General features: G+C 41.5%; 14 protein-coding genes. 8 read left to right on the plus strand and 6 right to left on the minus strand.

Annotated features, from left to right (window positions below; genetic code table 11):
* A partial coding sequence (locus HY841_04170) for a hypothetical protein (GenBank protein ID MBI4929935.1) occupies window positions 1–169 on the plus strand: 169 nt, incomplete at its 5' end.
* 75 nt (window positions 170–244) lie between these two features.
* On the opposite strand, the gene HY841_04175 is transcribed toward HY841_04170, so the two are convergent.
* A complete protein-coding gene (locus HY841_04175) occupies window positions 245–490 on the minus strand; it encodes a hypothetical protein (protein MBI4929936.1) in 246 nt (81 codons plus the stop codon).
* A 121-nt stretch (window positions 491–611) separates the two neighbouring features.
* Between HY841_04175 and HY841_04180 the strand changes: the two genes are divergently transcribed.
* From HY841_04180 to HY841_04205, 6 genes are all read left to right on the plus strand, one after another.
* Window positions 612–1,319, plus strand: coding sequence for a hypothetical protein (locus HY841_04180; protein ID MBI4929937.1), 708 nt, complete (start codon window positions 612–614; stop codon window positions 1,317–1,319).
* A gap of 402 nt (window positions 1,320–1,721) precedes the next feature.
* Window positions 1,722–3,242: an acyl-CoA carboxylase subunit beta gene (locus HY841_04185; GenBank protein MBI4929938.1), complete on the plus strand. Its 1,521-nt coding sequence runs from the start codon at window positions 1,722–1,724 to the stop codon at window positions 3,240–3,242.
* Between the two features lie 207 nt (window positions 3,243–3,449).
* Window positions 3,450–4,976, plus strand: coding sequence for a gliding motility-associated C-terminal domain-containing protein (locus HY841_04190; GenBank protein MBI4929939.1), 1,527 nt, complete (start codon window positions 3,450–3,452; stop codon window positions 4,974–4,976).
* Between the two features lie 209 nt (window positions 4,977–5,185).
* Window positions 5,186–8,539 (plus strand): DUF4175 domain-containing protein, encoded by a 3,354-nt coding sequence (locus HY841_04195; GenBank protein ID MBI4929940.1) that lies wholly within the window; start codon window positions 5,186–5,188, stop codon window positions 8,537–8,539.
* 5 nt (window positions 8,540–8,544) lie between these two features.
* A complete protein-coding gene (locus tag HY841_04200; protein ID MBI4929941.1) occupies window positions 8,545–8,958 on the plus strand; it encodes an ATP-binding protein in 414 nt (137 codons plus the stop codon).
* A 242-nt stretch (window positions 8,959–9,200) separates the two neighbouring features.
* Complete coding sequence (locus HY841_04205) at window positions 9,201–9,410, plus strand: twin-arginine translocase TatA/TatE family subunit (GenBank protein MBI4929942.1); 210 nt, start codon at window positions 9,201–9,203, stop codon at window positions 9,408–9,410.
* Between the two features lie 225 nt (window positions 9,411–9,635).
* Here HY841_04205 and HY841_04210 read toward each other — a convergent pair whose 3' ends face one another.
* Entirely contained in the window at window positions 9,636–10,271 is a 636-nt protein-coding gene (locus HY841_04210; GenBank protein ID MBI4929943.1) for a fibronectin type III domain-containing protein, read from the minus strand.
* A gap of 834 nt (window positions 10,272–11,105) precedes the next feature.
* Here HY841_04210 and HY841_04215 point away from each other — a divergent pair.
* On the plus strand, window positions 11,106–12,341 hold the full coding sequence (locus HY841_04215) for a T9SS type A sorting domain-containing protein (protein ID MBI4929944.1): 1,236 nt from the start codon (window positions 11,106–11,108) through the stop codon (window positions 12,339–12,341).
* A gap of 116 nt (window positions 12,342–12,457) precedes the next feature.
* On the opposite strand, the gene HY841_04220 is transcribed toward HY841_04215, so the two are convergent.
* The 4 genes from HY841_04220 to gldE all read right to left on the minus strand — a co-directional run bounded on the left by HY841_04220 (window position 12,458) and on the right by gldE (window position 18,321).
* Window positions 12,458–12,925 carry a hypothetical protein gene (locus HY841_04220; GenBank protein MBI4929945.1) on the minus strand — a complete coding sequence of 156 codons (468 nt, stop codon included), beginning with the start codon at window positions 12,923–12,925 and terminating at the stop codon, window positions 12,458–12,460.
* A gap of 197 nt (window positions 12,926–13,122) precedes the next feature.
* The gene (gene secDF, locus HY841_04225) at window positions 13,123–16,260 is read right to left on the minus strand and encodes a protein translocase subunit SecDF (protein ID MBI4929946.1); all 3,138 of its coding nucleotides are present in this window, start codon (window positions 16,258–16,260) and stop codon (window positions 13,123–13,125) included.
* Window positions 16,261–16,366: 106 nt separating this feature from the next.
* The gene (gene gldD, locus HY841_04230) at window positions 16,367–17,056 is read right to left on the minus strand and encodes a gliding motility lipoprotein GldD (GenBank protein MBI4929947.1); all 690 of its coding nucleotides are present in this window, start codon (window positions 17,054–17,056) and stop codon (window positions 16,367–16,369) included.
* Window positions 17,053–18,321, minus strand: coding sequence for a gliding motility-associated protein GldE (gldE, locus tag HY841_04235; GenBank protein ID MBI4929948.1), 1,269 nt, complete (start codon window positions 18,319–18,321; stop codon window positions 17,053–17,055). The genes gldD and gldE overlap by 4 nt, the downstream gene beginning before the upstream one ends.
* Window positions 18,322–18,344 lie beyond the last annotated feature (23 nt).

Raw genomic sequence — 18,344 nt, forward strand, 5'->3', positions numbered from 1 at the left:
CTTCTATGATGAGTTCGGCAGCGAAATAAAATCCGTAGAACTTCCCTACAAAGGAACAAAAGCAGAATTGAATCTTTCCACTTCCAACCTCGCATCAGGAATTTATTCCTACTCACTTGTGGTTGATGGAAAAATTGCGGACACAAAAAAGATGTTGAAAACCAAATAGCTCACCCCTAACTCCCCTCTCTGCACGGTAGAGAGGGGGCAGGTCGCTTGGGACTCCTTCGGAGGGGAGAGTCATCTAACAATTCTCCTTCGTAAAAATGCCGGTCTTCCATGCAGTGTGCACCGCGCCTGCACGGCTGTGGGCTTTCAGGGTTTTAAAAATACTTTTCAAATCCTTCACCACCGTGTGCAGGTTCTCTTTCATCTTTTCTGCAATCTGCTCGTTGGAACAATCTTCGCCCACCTGTTTGAGCACAATGAATCTGCGCTCTGCTTTTTTTCCCGTCCCGATTTTGCCGGGGTTTTCTTTTTTCTGTTTCATCGTATGTTGGTTTTATTGGTTATGAAACAGAGGTACTCAATTACGGACTTTTTGCATAAGAGATTACGCTTTATATTCGCTGATTGAAAAAAACAGAAACAATTTCTAAACTTTAATTTCAATGCCAACACCTAACATCTCGGCAGTATTATCCAATGCGGATAAAGCCGCCATCATCACCAACACCGACAATTCAAAAGCGCTCATGCCCTTTACCGTAAACCTTGATCCGGCAGCGCGAAAACGCCTCCGCAAAACAGGCAGCAAACGCGAGGGCTATGTGCTGGATGTTTACAACGGAGTCCTTGCAAATCCCAGCGCTATTCCTGCTGATTTCTCCATTGCCGAATGGACCAAAGACGAAGACCTGAACAAGCAATTGGTGGAAGTGCGCGAAGAAATTTCCTCCCTGCTCGAAGCCGTTGACGATACCATTTTGCTCATCGGCAGCGAACGAATCCATCAAGCCGATACCGGTTATGGTTTCCTCAAGCAAAGCGCCAAAGGAAATTCGGCATTGACAACTTTAGTACAACGCATTGCGCGGCAGTTTTTAGGGCAGGGCAGGGAAGGAAGAAAAACCACCTTCACTATTCCTGCAGGCGGACAGGTTTCGGTAACTGATGTGGCAGCGCCCACACCTTTGTTAAATATCGGCACAACCATACTCAGTATTGTCAAAACCGGTTCTGGCAGTTCAAGGGCTGCCGCTCTCACCGTAAATCCGGGCGAAAGCGTTGCTATAGATTCTACTTCAATTTCGGTTACAAATACAGGCACATCCTCTCAAGGTGTTTTTACTGTGAAATTGAAACCATCAAGAGTTTAAAATTGAATTGACAATTGTCTGTTTATGCGGCAAAAAGCTTTTTCCTGCTTTTTTCGCACTTCTGCAGTAATCAGGTTTCCTTTTGATGTAATCTGACGAACCTTTTCAGTAATCGGGTTCTCTTCTTTTCTGCTCTGTTTAGCTGTGAAGCAAACGGGTTTACCTGTGCTTGTAAACTAACTTGCTTTTTCAGCAATCGGGTTCACTTCTTTTCTGATCTGTTTAACTGTAAAGTAAACGGGTTTACCGGCACTTGTAATCCGGTTTACTTCTTTGCTCTGATAGATTACTTCAAAGGTATACCGGATTAACTTAAAAGTTCGTGTGGCAACTTCAGGTGTGCGATGGATTACTTATGGTGGTTCAATCCTATTTTTACCTTTGTCATCACAAACGCAAGTTGTGAAAAATAAAATAAACGAACTGCAACAAAAAATTTCCGAAGCCCAATTAGGCGGAGGGGAAAAACGCATTGAATCCCAACACAAGAAAGGAAAACTCACCGCAAGAGAACGCCTTCATTTTTTATTAGATGAAGGAAGTTTTGAAGAAATCGGAATGTTTGTTACGCACCGTTCCACCGAATTCGGTTTGGAGAAAGAAAAATATTTAGGCGATGGGGTGGTGACGGGTTACGGAACCATCAACGGAAGATTAGTATATGTTTTCGCGCAGGACTTCACCGTGTTCGGAGGTTCTCTTTCTGAAGCGCACGCTGAAAAAATTTGTAGAGTGATGGATTTAGCTATGAAAAATGGCGCACCAATAATTGGCTTGAACGATTCAGGCGGAGCAAGAATCCAGGAAGGTGTTGTTTCGCTTGGAGGTTATGCAGATATTTTTTACCGCAACACGCGCGCATCAGGAGTCATTCCTCAGATATCTGCCGTAATGGGACCTTGCGCGGGCGGTGCGGTTTATTCTCCTGCGATTACCGATTTTATCCTGATGGTGGAACATACTTCCTACATGTTTGTTACAGGACCGAACGTAGTGAAAACCGTTACACACGAAGAAGTTACCAGTGAAGAACTCGGAGGGGCATCCGTGCATTCATCCAAATCGGGCGTGGCACACTTTTCCTGTGCGAACGGATTGGAGTGCATCAACAACATCAAAAAGCTTTTGAGCTACATTCCGCAGAACTGCGAAGAAGAAACTCCAATCCATTTTTTCGATTCGTCCCTCGTCCCTCGTCCCTCGTCCCTTGATAATATTATTCCCGAAAATCCGAATCAGCCTTACGATATGCGCGATGTGATAAACGGAACGGTTGATACGGATTCTTTTTTTGAAGTGCATAAAAATTTTGCAGAGAATATTGTCGTAGGTTTTGCGAGATTAGCAGGAAGAAGTATCGGTATTGTGGCAAACCAGCCAGCGCATCTGGCAGGAGTTCTCGATATTCACTCATCACAAAAAGCCGCTCGCTTTGTCCGCTTCTGCGATTCATTTAACATTCCGCTTTTGGTTTTTGAAGACGTTCCCGGCTTTTTGCCAGGCACCGATCAGGAATGGAACGCGATTATTTCCAATGGGGCAAAACTTTTGTACGCTTTCTGTGAAGCAACTGTTCCGCGCGTTACGGTGATTACCCGCAAAGCTTACGGAGGCGCGTATGATGTGATGAACTCCAAACACATTGGCGCAGATATGAATTACGCATGGCCTTCAGCAGAAATTGCTGTGATGGGTGCAAAAGGCGCAGTGGAAATTATTTTCAAGGGAACGCTGGATTTAAAAAAACAGGAAGCAGAATACATTGAACATTTTGCCAATCCTTACCGCGCTGCAGAGCGAGGATATATTGATGAAGTGATTCTCCCGGGGCAAACGAGGGATAAATTAATCTCCGCTTTCAAAATGCTGGAGAATAAGGTTGACAAGCTCCCTAAGAAGAAGCACGGGAATATTCCTCTCTGAAAAAGGGCGTACGACAAATTTCCGTTTTGTGATTTTTTGTGCCTTTGTGTCTTAGTGGCAAGTGGTTTTTTGCCACAAAAACACTAAAACACGAAAGCCCACGAAAGATTTATTTTTATAAAGCGGATTTTTGTCGTACACCCTCTGAAAAAAGACGGTTTTGACAAGAAGTTTTTTTTACATACCTTTACGCTTTCAATTCAAAACATGAAACAGATTTTTTACATCGCTTCTCTCATCGCCATCGTCATTGCAATCGGAACGAAGCAATCCCAAGCCCAAACCTTTCTCTACAACGGAGGAACAGACATCACCGCTGATATCGGCTCCATCATTTATGTGGATGGAAATGTAGTGAATAACACATCTGGGTTTATTCATAACAAAGGAGACATCTATCTCACAGGTGATTGGACGAACAACGAAGCATCAGGATGTTTGGATCCAACCACAGGCACCGTTTGGTTATATGGAAATTCTCAAACTATTCAAGGAACTCAACCCACCACATTCAATAATCTTAATTGTGAGAATGGAGGAACAAAAACGCTGAACGTCACCACAACATATGTCGGAGGAAATACAGGCGTGCTTCAACTTAAAAACAGCCCCTTTGATTTGAACAGCAAAACTTTGATTGTAACAAATCCGGCTTCTGCCGCCATTGCGCCACCCATCAGCGGCTACATTATTTCTGAAACTGATTTCACAGCAGGATACGGAATCGTTCAATGGAATCTTGGCATCTCAACAGGCAATTATGTTTATCCTTTCGGAACAACAGGTGGCGGATACATTCCATTCATTTATAACATTACAACAGCGGGAGTGCAGTCAACATCAGGAAACATTTCAGTGGCAACTTACCCAACCAATGTTACTGCAAACCCGAACAACCGTCCGCTCCCGAATGGTGTTACCAATCTTACAAATCCTTTTTCCGGTGCTGAAGCCGCTCCTGTTTGTGCAGACAGATACTGGCCTGTTCTTGCAAACAATTACAGCATACAGCCCACTGCTGATGTAACTTTCACCTATGAAGATGCTGAATGGGATATTTCTGGCGGAAGCACAAACACAATTATTGAAGACAGTTTGCGTGCATGGATGTGGAACGGAACGCAATGGCAATTGCCTGCATTGGGAACAGATAATATATCTGCCAATACGGTTTTTGTTTCAGGATTAGATTCAATTTCTGCTTCATGGACATTAAAAGGTTATCCTCCCTGTGCCGTATTAGCTACAATAACAACTGCTACTACTACTATCACTCTTGGCAGTACTGTTCAGATAACTGCGAGCGGAGGCGGGAACTACTTATGGAATACAGGTGAAACAACCGCATCAATTTCTGTTTCACCCACTTCAACCACTGTATATTGTGTTACGACTACGGATGCAAGCGGAGGATGTGCAGACAGTGCTTGTATTTCAATCAAAGTAGAACTGCCCTGCGGAGATTTCTTCTTGCCGAATGCATTTTCACCGAATGGAGATGGAAAGAATGACCTCTTCAAGCCAAGAAATATCTGCATCAAGGATATTGATTTCAAAATCTATAACCGCTGGGGTAACCTTGTATTTGAAACTACCGATATCACAATAGGATGGGATGGTTCAACTCCTAAAGGAAAAAATGGTAATGAAGGCGTTTATGCCTATGAAATAACAGGGCACTTTAATGACGGAACTCTAATTGACAAAAAAGGAACGGTGACTTTGATGAAGTAAAAAAGGAAGCCTTTCTCTAATTCTCCCTCTTGGGAGAGAATTTTATCTTTTTTTAACAAAATTTTTTCTTACTTCTATCGTTTCATTATTGTAAGTTTGTCATCATTTTTGATATGGAAATAGTGCAAACAATTTATCTTAATAAAAAGTCCTCCCTAACGGGGAGGATTTAGGAGGGGCTTCTAATGTACAAATCCGATTATAACATATTGCTCGAAAAACTTGATGAGTTCATCCGCAAGTATTACAAGAACCAGCTGATACGCGGGCTACTTTATTCTACGGGAATTGTGCTGGCATTTTATCTTGCAGTTGCTATTCTGGAATATTATGGGCAGTTTGATACAACCGTACGCAGTATTCTTTTTTATCTTTTTATTCTGACGAACGGATATGTCCTAGCTAAATTGATTGCAATCCCTATTATGAAACTTTATAAGATGGGAAAAATTATCTCCAACGAACAGGCATCAGAGATTATCGGAAAATATTTTTCAAATGTGCAGGATAAACTTTTAAATGTTTTGCAACTTCAAAGTCAATCTTCCATTCTTCCATCCTTCCAATCTTCCATTCTCATCGAAGCCAGCATCAACCAGAAGATAAAAGAACTTAAGCCCATTCCGTTTACATCGGCAATTGACCTGCGTCAGAATAAAAAATATCTGAAGTATGCATTAGTTCCTCTGCTTTTGTTCTTCGCAATTTTATTCGGGGCGCCAAGCATTATTAAAGATAGCACTGAGCGGTTACTTAATCACGGAACTTATTTTGAAAAGCAGGCGCCTTTTCAGTTTCTCATTCAGAACAAAGACCTGAAAACTCCTCAGCAGGAAGATTTTCTTCTCGAAGTTCAACTGGACGGAAAAGAAATTCCTGATGAAATATTTGTCAACCTGAACGGAAGCGAATACAAACTCACCAAAGAAAATAAAACCGAATTCAGTTTCCTTTTCAAGAATGTGCAGAAGAATATTCCCTTTCATTTTTCAGCGGAGGGATTTTCCTCTAAAAATTATGAACTGGTTGCTTTGCCAAAGCCGATTCTTTTAGATTTCTCTTTACGGTTGAATTACCCGAAATACATCGGGAAAAAAGATGAAACACTTCACAATACAGGCGACCTGATGATTCCCGCAGGAACAAAAGTCACTTGGAATTTTAATACGCAGAATGCCAAACAGATGAAACTTGGATTTCAAGACACTATTTTTTTCGTTGCTCCTACAGAAGAAAATAAATTCACCGCTTCACAAATTTTCCTCAAAGACAAAACCTATTCCATTTCCACTTCCAACGAATTTCTTCAGAATAGAGATTCGGTTACATATTCTGTGAATGTGATACCGGATATTTTTCCCGCCATTATGGTGGAAGAGAGAAAAGATTCTGTTTCGCTTAAGCAGTTTTACTATGCAGGAAACATAAAAGATGATTACGGTTTCAGAAATCTGACTTTCAATTATAAATTCTTAGTTCACAATGATTCCTCATCCCATCTGCTCTCTGCTCTCTTACATCTTACATCTATCCCAATTCCCATAGCTAAAAATGTTACCACACAATCGTTCTATCATTTCTGGGACATGACCAGTTTGAACATTTCCCCAGGTGATGAGATTGAATATTATTTTGAAGTGTGGGATAACGATGGTGTGAACGGAAGCAAGTCTTCCAAATCACAATCCATGATTTACCGCGCGCCTTCACTCAATGAAATTGAAAAGAACACCGAGAAAAACAATTCAGATATAAAAAAAGAAATGGAGCAAAGCATTAAGGATGCGCAGTATCTGCAGAAGGAAATGCAGGATTTGTACAAGAAGATTCTGGAAAAGAAAAATCTTTCATGGGAAGAAAAGAAAAAGCTGGATGACCTTTTAAAGAAGCAGAAAGAACTGGAAGATAAGATCAACGAGATAAAAAAAGAAAACCAGCAGAACAACCAGCAGCAATCTGAATTTCAAAAACCGAACGATGAAATCCTTGACAAGCAAAAGCAATTAGAAAAACTAATGGAAACTGTGATGACGGATGAAATGAAAAAAATGTTTCTTGAAATGCAAAAGCTGATGGAAAAGATGGACAAGAATAAAATTCAGGAAATGCTGGAGAAAATGCAACTCTCCAACAAAGACATTGAAAAAGAGCTCGACCGCAATCTGGAAATCTTTAAGAAGATGGAGTTTGAACAGAAGTTTGAAAAAACGCTGGACAAGCTGAATGAACTTTCAAAAAAACAGGATGAACTTGGAGACAAATCGCTCGACAAAAAAGCAGACGACAAAGAATTAAAGAAACAACAGGATTCGTTGAACAAGCAATTTGACGATATCAAAAAAGATTTGGAAGATTTGAAGAAAAAAAATGATGCTCTTGAAAATCCAGAGAACATGCCTGACACGAAAGAGAAGCAGGAAGAAATTTCAAAAGACCAGCAAAACTCCAGCAAGGAATTAAATGACGGCAAAAGTAAAAGCGCTTCCAAGTCCCAGAAGAGCGCATCGCAAAAGATGAACCAGATGGCGCAGCAAATGGGAGAGGCGATGGCGCAGATGCAACAAGAGCAAGAAGGAGAGGACGAACAGGCGCTTCGTGATATTCTGAACAACCTCATTCAGCTTTCATTTGATCAGGAAGCGCTGATGAAGGATGTGGAAAAAATAAAAACGGATAACCCGCAGTATGTAAAACTTTCGCAGCAGCAAAAGAAATTGAAAGACGATGCCAAAATGATTGAAGACAGTTTGTTCGCGCTGAGCAAGCGACAGCCCATGATTGCTTCTGCAGTGAATAAAGAAATTTCTGCAATTAATTCCAATATGGAAAAATCAATTTCCCTCATGGGAAAGCGCGAAAACAGATTTACGCCTGATATTACTTCGCGCCAGCAATTCTCAATGACCTCTATAAATAATCTTGCCCTCATGTTGAACGAATCGCTCAATCAGATGCAGAATAATTGCAAGAAGAGCGGGGCTTGCACCAAACCCGGTTCCTGCAAAAAGCCCGGTCACGGAAAAAAACCATCTGCCGGTAGCATGAGCAAAATGCAGGAGCAATTAAAGAAGCAGATGGAAGCGCTCAAGAAATCAATGGAGCAAGGAAAACAACAGGGCGGTCAGCAGGGCAACAGCAATTGGAGTCAGGAACTGGTGAGGATTGCCGCCCAGCAGGAAGCTTTAAAACAAATGATGCAGCAAATGCAGAAGGAGGGAGGCATGAACCCGGGTGACATGAAGAACATGCTTAAGATGATGGAAGAATCTCAAAAGGATGTGGTGAACCGTATATTAAATGAAGAAACCCTCAAGCGGCAGGATCAGATTCTGGAAAAGCTCCTTGACTATGAAAAAGCGGAAAAAGAGCGCGAAACCGAGAAAAAAAGACAGGCGGAACAACCAAAAGATGACTATAAACGTAACCTTTCTCAATTTATGGAGTATAAAATCCATAAAGAGAAAGAGACCGAATTGCTGAAAACCGTTCCTCCCTCTTTTAATAAGTTCTATAAGAATAAAGTATCTGAATATTTTAATAATTTCGCAAACGAAAAAGAATAATCGAAATGGTTTTGGCTGAAAATCAAAAATTACTTATCCCCTCTAAATCTGAGAATATTGTACTGGTTGAAAAACTGGTGGATGATGTGTGCGACCTTTTTGACATCAAGGAAGATATTTACGGGCATCTTTTAGTTGCCCTTACCGAAGCTGTGAATAATGCACTTCAGCACGGAAACAAAGCCAACCCCAACAAGAACATTGAAATTACTTTCAAGGTAAAGAATGACACGTTGTATTTTACCATCAAAGATCAAGGAACAGGATTTGATTTCACCAATCTTGCCGACCCCACGGATCCAAAGAATATTGAAAAACCCACCGGTCGTGGAATCTTTTTGATGAAACATCTTGCCGATAAGGTTGCTTTTGAAGACAAGGGAACGAAGGTGATGCTGGAGTTTAATCTAAAAAAGTAATTCCACTTTTCTCCCTAATCCTACTGAATGGGACATATTCTTTCTTTTTTACCTTTATAAAAGATTACGATTAACTGATATTAGATTTCTTTCATAATTCATTTTATGCCACAAAAACACAAAGACACAAAATTTCACAAAAGAATTTTTAGTGTTTCTTTCGTGTTTTAGTGATTTAGTGGCAGATGTTTTTTTTATTTGAATTATGAAAGATGTCTAATCATTAACAATTAACCTTTCCGATGTTTGGCGTAGGCGGTTCTGAAATATTTTTCATTCTCTTCATCGTGCTGTTGTTTTTCGGCTCAAAGAAGATTCCTGAACTCGCGCGCGGACTCGGCAAGGGATTACGCGAGATGAAAGATGCTGCCAGCGGCTTAGAGAGAGAGATCACTCAAGAGATGAAGGACATAAAAGAGAAAACAGATATTAAAAAATTGCTGGACGAATAAAACCCTATTTCTTTTTTATAGGACTTACGCACTCTGTGAAACTCTGTTTTTCTCCGTGAACTCTGTGTTGAAAATTTTAACACAGAGAACACAGAGTTTTAAGAGTTTCACAGAGAAATACAAAATTGCGTAAGTCCTAAATAAAACAAAACGCCCCTCATTTCTGAGAGGCGTTTTTTCATTTCCCCGGTCCGTCTTCACCTTGTGAATTCTCCGGGTCGAGCCCTACTGTGTAACGTGCACTGCGTGTTCGCTGAATGCGCCTGCGCCTGCAAAGTTAACTCCAGCTACCCGTATCCAATAACGTTTCATCGAAGCAAGTCCAATGATTCGTGTTTCGGAACGAGTGCTCACACCGCCATTCACCACTCTGACAGGAGACCATGACTGCTCGCTCGTTGGGTTATCGGTAACTTCTACCGCATAACAACGGGCGCCCTGCACCGGATCCCAGATGACTAAGAGAGTACCCGGATGAGTACCTTCTTTTGCCACCACGTTTTCCGGTTGAGGAAGAATGCCTTTGGATTCTTTGGGCTTTCGCACTTCAAAACCAGAAGTGAGAAACACGCCAAGGTTTCCTTCAGCAATCTGCGCGCAACGGAGACCAAGAGACATGAGGGCGTTCTCCAAAATAGCGCGCCTCTCATTTTTGATTTCCGTGTCGGCAGTTCTGCCGTCATCCGAATCGCCAAGCGCATGAATATATTCCCCAAGATCCTTTGCCATCGCATCCTTTTCAGGAAGCGGGTCGGGATAATGCGGATTATCCTTGAGCTTTTCGATTTTCTCCTGTGAGTAGCCGACCAGCCCCGTATCAGTAATATCACTGAGACTAAAGACTGCAATGATCGGTTTCACACCACTACTTATTGCCATTTTGCTGTAAGTATTGTTCCGATGGAGAGTTTCCAGTTGCGCTACTTACACTGCATCCATCAGATATTGCAGGCGTTCACGGCACGCTTTGTTCAGCTTTCAACATTGCATTGCGGGTAGAGATTTGCATTCTTTCTTTTTTGTTTTTGTTTTGATTTTTCACTATGAAAAACCAACATATTGCATTAAGCCATATAGTAACAAAACTCCTGCCATTCTCCTATGAGAAAGCAAGGTTTCCCCTATGAAAACCGCTCGCTCATAGGAGAAACACCTCGTTCCGCCTATGAGAAACCATCATTGGTCTAATAGTTTGCGGAAAAAGATTTTCAAAAATTTGAAATGCCAAAACGCCCTATGAAAAACTGGCAGTCAGGAGAAAAATTGTGGTAATTCTCATAGGGGGAATCAAAATCCTTAAAATTTTCTCGCGGGCTAAAATAGTTTACGCCAAACTATTATAGCGCGGCTCAAACTTTAATAGCCCGTGCTAAACTATTATAGCGCAAGCCAAACTTTAATGGTTTATGACACGCCATATCAGACCATGGCAGAACAGTAAAGTTTGACATAGCGGGAAATGGCGCAGGGCATACTATAATAAGGAAGGAGTGGAGATTTGGTGGATAATGTGTATGTTTATCCCGTTGGATGAACCCCGCAGGAAGAATTTCCAACGGGGTGAATATCCTACGGGATTTATGGTGGATATAACGAGTCCCGAAGGGATGGATACCCATTAGCAATAATGCCCAAACAACAAAAGACAATGCAACCTTTTTCAATATTTTACGTCTTAACTTTAGACAACCAAAAATGAACAAGACCTTTTACATCTCGACAGTTTTTCTCGGCTTAACAGTTGCGCACATTCAGACAAATGCGCAAGGGACTTGGACACAAAAGGGAGATTTTGGTGGGACTGGAAGAATTAACGCTGTTGTTTTCTCAATTGGAAATAAGGGATATTTAGGGTTAGGAAATGACGCTTCTGCAACAATATATTGCAAAGATTTATGGGAATATGATCCTATATATAATAACTGGACACAAAAAGCAGATTTTCCAAGCATTCCAAGAGATAGAGCAACCTCTTTTTCAATTGGTAATAAAGGATACATTGGTTTTGGAGTAGATACAAGTATTTATTATAATGATTTTTGGGAATTCGATCCATTATCAAATAACTGGACTCAAAAAAGTAATTTTAATAAAGTTGCAGCATATAGACCAGTTGGTTTTTCTATTGGCTCTAAAGGGTATGTTGGTTTAGGATGGAATAATTTACAAACTGATACAGAATTCTGGGAATGGGATCAACTGACAGATACATGGTCTCAAAAAGCAAATTTTGCGGGAAGTCCAAGATGGGGTGCTGCTGGATTTTCAATTGGCAATAAGGGTTATATTGGATTAGGTTTATCTTGTGCTGGATTAAATAGTGACTTTTGGGAATGGAATCAAACAACAAATGTTTGGACACAAAAGGCAAATTTTGGTGGAGGTAATCGTGAGTATGTTGCATCCTTCACTATTGGCTCGAAAGGTTATATTGGAACAGGTTATGGAACAGCTCCTTCCTACATGAAAAAAGATTTATGGGAATATGATTCTTCCTTAAATACATGGATTCAAATGGCAGATTTTCCAGGAACAGAAAGAGATGGTGCGGCTGGGTTTGCAATCGGCAATAAAGGCTATATAGGAACTGGGCTTGACTTATCAGGCAACTATAGAAAAGACTTTTGGGAATATGATCCAAATGGAGTTACTGAAATAAATGACATAGTCATTAATCGTTCCACTATAATTTTTCCTAATCCCTTTTGCGCACAGACAACTTTGCAGACAGACAATCTTTTACATAACGCAACTCTCACGGTTTACAATTTACACGGGCAGACAGTAAAACAAATAAAAAACATCAGCGGGCAGACAGTTGTTCTCTCACGGGACAATCTTCCAAGCGGACTGTATTTCGTTCGGCTGACCCAAGACAATAAAGTCATCGCAATAGACAAACTTGTGGTGAGCGATGAGTCGAACCATTAGTAATCACCGACAACTGATTTTCTCGCCTTGACAGTTGCGCATATCCTCCTTCGTAACGGCACAAAATAAAAAAGGCGCTCCGAAATCCAGAAGCGCCTTTCTTTTAGAAATAATAATTACGCTTTCTTTTTGAAAGCATGAATAGTGCCTATAATGGAGAAGGTTAAAAGAACCACAGCATAAAGCACCCACACAATTCCCACTTCATCAAAAGAAATTGCACCGGGCGAGCCCATCATCACCGCGTTCCATGCAGACATGATCACCGTGAGCGCTAATCCGATGATGGAAATAATTTTCATGGTTTTTGTTTTCAGTTTTATGAGCGTGAGAATTCCCAGCGCGAGAAAAAACAGGAAGAAGAAAAGCGACATCATGCCCGCTTCGGAAGTGAGGCGGTTGTCGCGCTCATCGTCATAACTGTTGTAAGAGTTGTAGCTGTCTTCGCTTCCTGAAGAATAGCTGTTCATCATTTCATAAAGTTGCTCGCTTCTTGCAGCGTTCACACGAACGATGTAATCCAATATCAGCACTCCGAAGAAGAGACTGACAACAATAGCGAGGATGTAAGTAATACGCATCATGGTATTTAAGTTTTAAGAGTTTACCCCGTTGGATAAAATCCAATATCCTACGGGGTTTATGTTGGGCTGAAGCCCAGTGGTTTTGCTGTTTTCAATAGCCACGACCTTAAGGTCGTGGCAAATTAGTTCAAATAAATAACGGGCTTTAGCCCTGATTTATTATGATTAAAATATACAATCCTTATTCGGTATATTGTCTATTGTGCAATTTTTTTTCTTCTGTCAAAATCAATTACAATAGGAGTGGCAATGCAGATGGAAGAATATGTTCCGATGACAATGCCGATAAGAAGTGCAAACGCGAAGGAACGAATTACTTCTCCGCCAAAGAAAAATATGGCAATCAATACGAAAAAAGTAATCAATGATGTTATCATAGTTCGGCTTAGTGTAGTGTTCAGCGCATAATTGATGATGCGGTTTTTTTCTTCACCCGGTATTAACGCGCCTTTTCCTTTGTCATTCAGGTATTCGCGGATTCTGTCAAACACCACTACGGTATCCGTCATGGAATAACCCATTACCGTAAGAATTGCCGCTATGAAATCTTGGTTGATCTCCAGTGTGAACGGAAGCAGTCCGTCAAATATCGCGTAGCAGGAAAGTACCACCAGCACATCGTGAAAGAGCGCAACCGTTGCGCCAAGTCCGTACTGCCATCCTTTAAACCGAATGAGAATATAAACGAACATCAATCCGCAAGAAAATAAAATTGTCCACACCGCATTATTGCGCAAGTCGCGCGAAATGGTTTCTCCCACTTTCTGTGATTGAATGATTTCGTATTTGTTGCCTATCAGATCCAATGCAGTAGTCAGTTTTTGTTTCACAATTTCTTCCGCATTGCTGCTGGTGTCGTCAATCATATAGGCCGTGGTGATGCGCACTTGATTGTTGCCGCCAAATGTTTTTACTTGTTCGCCCGTTTTTGTTCCGATGGTTTTACGGATGGCATTTCCGACTTCTTCGGTCTTCACAGGGTTATCAAAACGCACTACATAACTTCTTCCCCCCTTGAAATCAACACCCATGGTGAATCCTCCGTGATTAAAATAAAAGATGGCGCCTGTAAGGATGATGAGCGAAGAGAAAGCATAATACCATTTTCTTCTTTTCACAAAGTCAATGTTCACATTTTTGAATGCGTTTGCCGTGAGCGGAATGGAAAATGAAACATCCCTTTTTCTTCCAAGCAAACCTTCAAACACAAGGCGTGAAATGAATAATGCGCTGAAAAGAGAACAGAGAATGCCGATGATAAGCGTGGTGGCAAATCCCTGCACCGGACCTGAACCATACGCGTATAAAATTATTCCGAGTAAAAGGGTCGTAACATTTGAGTCAAGGATGGATGACATGGCGTGCTTGTATCCGTCAGCCACAGCCATTTGTAAACCTTTTCCACCGCGGAGTTCTTCACGGATGCGCTCGAAAATCAAAACGTTTGCATCCACCGAAATCGCCACAACGAGAACAATACCTGCAATGCCCGGGAGCGTGAGCACAGCACCAAGCGATGCAAGAACGCCAATAATGAAAAATGTATTTATAAGGAGAACAACATCGGCAACCATTCCGCCTTTTCCGTAGTAGAATGCCATGAAAACAAACACAAGAAGTAAAGCAATGGCAAATGATTTGAATCCTGCGTTGATGGATTCAGCACCGAGCGTTGGTCCAACTACTGTTTCTTCCACAATGCGCGCGGGTGCGGGCATTTTTCCTGCCTTCAGAATATTTACCAGGTCATCGGCTTCACGCGTAGTGAAATCACCGGTAATCTGAGAACTTCCTCCTGAAATTTTACCTTGAACGGTAGGATATGAATAAACATAATCATCCAGCACAATGGCAACGCTTTTTCCAATATTATCTCCTGTAAGAGCGGCCCATGTCTGCGCGGCTTCATCGGTCATTGTCATGGAAATATGCGGGCGTCCACCGCCTTTCTGGTCATAATCTTTTCTGGCATCGGTCATGATATCGCCAAAGAGTGCGGGCTTTTTGTCCCTGCGGGTAACTTTGAGTGCAATTAATTGCGTTACCGACTCAGCGCCTTTCACGGGTTTGAATGACCATGCAAACTTTACGTTATCAGGAAGCACGCGTTTAATTTTTTCATTCAGCAAATAAGACATCACTTTCGCAGTATCTTTTATGAGCGAGCGTCCAACCACAGGACCTGGAACGGCTGCGCCTTTCTGGTCAATGAACGGCTGAAGCAAAAAGAATAAAGGATGCTCACGCTTTGCTTTTGCCATGGCAGAAGTATCTTCAGTTGCTTTCTGCGCTGCTGTATTTTTCGCAGTGTCCTTGTTGTTCAGTCCGAGTTTTGAAAGAGCAGATGTGGTATCATCTTTTTTTAATGTGTCAGTCTTTGCAGTTGTTTTTGCTGAATCAATCTTTGCAGCAATTTTTACTGAATCAACTTTTGTTGTGTCACCAGAAGCAGTTGTATCTTTTATTCCTGTGAGAATTTCCGCAAGGCGCTTGTCGGCTTCCACTAGTTTCCCTATGATTTCTTCGTTGTCAAATGTTTCCCAGAATTCAAGATTGGCGGTTCCCTGCAAAAGTTTGCGAACACGGTCCTGATCGCTTACGCCAGGAAGTTCAATCAGAATCCTGCCTGATGCTTCGAGTTTCTGAATGTTTGGTTGAGACACACCAAACTTATCTATACGCGCGCGAAGCGTTTTCTCTGAAGTGGCGATGGATTCATCCACGCGGTCTTTGATGAGTTTAATCACGGCTTCATCGGGCGTGTTGAAATCAATCTTTCCCTTCATGTCAATGGTGCGGAAATAACTTGCGAGCGATGCGCCCGGGTCAATCTTTTTCAGCTCTTCAGCGAAAATGTCAGCAAAATGTTTTTTCTCATGTGTTTCACGAACGCGGGCTTTTCCGAGAGCGAGATTTAACTTTGCATCATCGGGTTTAGCTGACATATTTCGGATGATGTCAGGAACAGACACCTCCAGTGTAACGTTCATGCCGCCTTTCAAGTCAAGACCGAGATTTATTTCATGTTCTTTGCAATCTTCATAGGTAAAGATGGAGCCGTAGAGAGGAAAGTCAACAGGAAGTTTTCTTACGGAATCTAAAAAGATGGCTTTTGCTTTTCCACGCACAGAATCCAGAAATGCTTTTTCAACATCCGCATTTCCGTTTGCTTTTTTCTTTGCAAGTTCAACTATTTCTGTTTTGTTTGCATAGGTTTCTGCGCTTGCGCTTGCTTCGCCTTCCACTTTTCTGGTTATCCATGAGAACGAAAGGTAAAAGAGGCAGGCAAGTCCGAGCAGAATTGCAAATATCCGAATGGCGCCTTTATTTTGCATAGTAATGAGTTATCGGGGGAATGATTTTTAGTTTTTCAAAATTGGGTTGCAAATATAAAGAAAAGAGGATAGGTTGTAAGAAAAAAAGCCTTCCCTAAATCTCCTCCTACAAAGGAGTCGTTGACTTTTTTCTCTTCCCTGATGGAATGGGTGGATTAGGCAGCCACTTTAGTGTAGTAATCATCCTCTCCACATCTTTTTTTATGAAGTCAATTACGGGAGCGAGAGAATCATAATTTGGATGCGCGAAAAAGTATAGCGCTCCTCTAAGAAAATGGTTGGTACTGTCGGTAACATAAAACTGGAGATTGGAAGCCGAATTACCTTCAATCTCAAACATCAGCCCGTACACTTGCGCACTGTCTCGTTTGATAGGGGTTTCTGGCATGCCACTGGCTTTCAACTGATGCTTTGTAGCAAGCGTCCATGAATCGTCAAGATATTTTTCAAGATTGGCTCCATTCTCAATATACTTGTAGCTGAGATTGAGTTCCGCACGAAATTTCGGATAAAGAATATTTTTCCAGCAAGGCTCTGCATGATCGTCTGTATCAGGAAGAACAACAGCATAGTTGGATGGATATTCAAATTCAAACGGACAGGAATCGCTGAACACAGAATATTTTTTATCGGGCAAATCTATTCTAAAGTAAGCGAAAGGCTTGGGAGAGGGAATGTCATCATCTGAACCGCAGGAGGAAAAAAAACAGTTGGCAATAGGCAGTAGGCAAGAGGCAAAAAAAGACAACAAAAACACTTGTGACTTGTGACTTGTGACTTGAAATTTGAAACTCATACTGCAACTGGAACTGTAACCTTCACCCGTTTTATTTTTCGGTTGTCTGCCGATTCAACGGTGAAGATATAATCTTTAAACTTTACCTCTTCTCCTTTTTTCGGAATGCTGCCTGTGTATTCTAAGAGGAACCCTGCGAGCGTGTCGGCTTCGCGCCCGGTGGGAAGTTCAAAAAGAACGCTGTCTATGGCGAGTTTTCGGGATAAGTCGTTGAGAGAAATTTTTCCTTCAAACACATAATTGCGCTCATCCAGTTTTGAGTAAATTAAATCGTCATCATCAAACTCATCGTTGATTTCGCCTACGATTTCTTCTATCACATCTTCAAGCGTTACGATTCCTGAAGTGCCTCCGTATTCATCCACCACAATCGCCATGTGAATTTTTCGGTGCTGGAATTCCTTAAGGAGATCATCGTTTTTTTTGTTTTCAGGAACGAAGAACGGCTCGCGCAAAAGCGTCTGCCATTTGAAATCATCTTCCTTGTCAATGTACGGAAGTAAATCCTTCACAGAAAGAATTCCTGAGATTTTGTCAATCGCTTCTTTATAAATCGGAATCCGCGAATACCCCGAAGCGAAAACATCTTCCATCAGTTTTCTGAACGGAGAGTTGAATTCAAGCGCAGCAACATCCATACGCTGAGTCATAATCTGTTTCACATTCACTTGGCCGAATTTCACAATGCCTCTGAGAATTTTTTTTTCGGGCTCGGGCATATCGGCAGAAATGGTGAGGTCAAGCGCGTGCGATAAATCTTCCACTGAAATGGAGTGAGTTTTCTTTTTTACTTTTTTATCTATGAAGGCAGTGGATTTAATCAGCAGGAAACTCAGCGGATATAAAAACTTTTCCAAAAAAGAAATTGGAAACGCCATAAAGCGGGCTACGCTCAGAGAATGCTGGTTTGCAAAAACTTTCGGAATCACTTCGGCAAAAAGAAGAATGAGAAATGTTACCGCCACTACTTGTATGAGAAATGCTACAAGCGGATTTTGAATGAATGCAAGTTCTTCTTTCATGATGATTTCTGAAATCAGCACCACGCCAATGTTCAGAAGGTTGTTGGCGATGAGCACGGTGGCGAGCAATCGTTTCGGCTTATCACAAATCTGCAGAACTGTTTTATCACGAGAGGAGGAAGACTTTCTCAGTTCTTCCTTGTTCTTTGGCGATAGAGAAAATAATGCTACTTCCGATGCTGATATCAGGGCTGATAAGCTAAGAAAAATAAATGTGCAGATAAGGGCAATAAGCAAACTCATGTTGAAATGTGATTACACCGATA

It is taken from the genome of Bacteroidota bacterium, assembly GCA_016213405.1.
GTDB lineage: Bacteria > Bacteroidota > Bacteroidia > Palsa-948 > Palsa-948 > Palsa-948.

Excerpts from the sequence above, each read along its gene's own strand:
- HY841_04190 (MBI4929939.1), top strand. The coding sequence starts at position 3,450 with ATGAAACAGATTTTTTACATCGCTTCTCTCATCGCCATCGTCATTGCA.
- HY841_04215 (MBI4929944.1), top strand. The coding sequence starts at position 11,106 with ATGAACAAGACCTTTTACATCTCGACAGTTTTTCTCGGCTTAACAGTT.
- HY841_04200 (MBI4929941.1), top strand. The coding sequence starts at position 8,545 with ATGGTTTTGGCTGAAAATCAAAAATTACTTATCCCCTCTAAATCTGAG.
- HY841_04220 (MBI4929945.1), bottom strand. The coding sequence starts at position 12,925 with ATGATGCGTATTACTTACATCCTCGCTATTGTTGTCAGTCTCTTCTTC.
- gldE (MBI4929948.1), bottom strand. The coding sequence starts at position 18,321 with ATGAGTTTGCTTATTGCCCTTATCTGCACATTTATTTTTCTTAGCTTA.
- HY841_04205 (MBI4929942.1), top strand. The coding sequence starts at position 9,201 with ATGTTTGGCGTAGGCGGTTCTGAAATATTTTTCATTCTCTTCATCGTG.
- HY841_04180 (MBI4929937.1), top strand. The coding sequence starts at position 612 with ATGCCAACACCTAACATCTCGGCAGTATTATCCAATGCGGATAAAGCC.
- HY841_04175 (MBI4929936.1), bottom strand. The coding sequence starts at position 490 with ATGAAACAGAAAAAAGAAAACCCCGGCAAAATCGGGACGGGAAAAAAA.
- gldD (MBI4929947.1), bottom strand. The coding sequence starts at position 17,056 with ATGAGTTTCAAATTTCAAGTCACAAGTCACAAGTCACAAGTGTTTTTG.
- secDF (MBI4929946.1), bottom strand. The coding sequence starts at position 16,260 with ATGCAAAATAAAGGCGCCATTCGGATATTTGCAATTCTGCTCGGACTT.